Here is a 248-nt window from a genome sequence, read left to right as displayed (position 1 = left end):
ATTATTGGCCGCGCTTATCATGACAACGCGGATCAGTTTAAAAGTGCGCTTGGCTTGGTCAACCTGCGCACAAATGGGACTGATGCTAGTGGAGTGTGCTTTGGGACTTTATGAATTAGCGCTGCTGCACTTATTAGCGCATTCAGCCTACAAGGCCCACGCATTTTTAAACTCAAGCCAGTGGATCCATGAAGATTTGACTCGTCGCTTGAGCGACCAGCTTGAACCGCCCTTGTGGCAATGGCTCA

General features: G+C 49.6%; 1 protein-coding gene. It reads left to right on the top strand.

Annotation, left to right across the window (positions count from 1 at the left end; all coding sequences use genetic code 11):
• On the top strand, nt 1–248 hold a 248-nt coding region (locus CWC11_RS22650; protein WP_283241047.1), incomplete at both ends, for a proton-conducting transporter transmembrane domain-containing protein.

Source organism: Pseudoalteromonas sp. S3178, assembly GCF_005886985.1.
In the GTDB taxonomy this organism is placed as follows: domain Bacteria; phylum Pseudomonadota; class Gammaproteobacteria; order Enterobacterales; family Alteromonadaceae; genus Pseudoalteromonas; species Pseudoalteromonas carrageenovora.
Note: the sequence above shows the minus strand (reverse complement) of the source record. Positions and strands in the feature narration are given on the sequence as shown.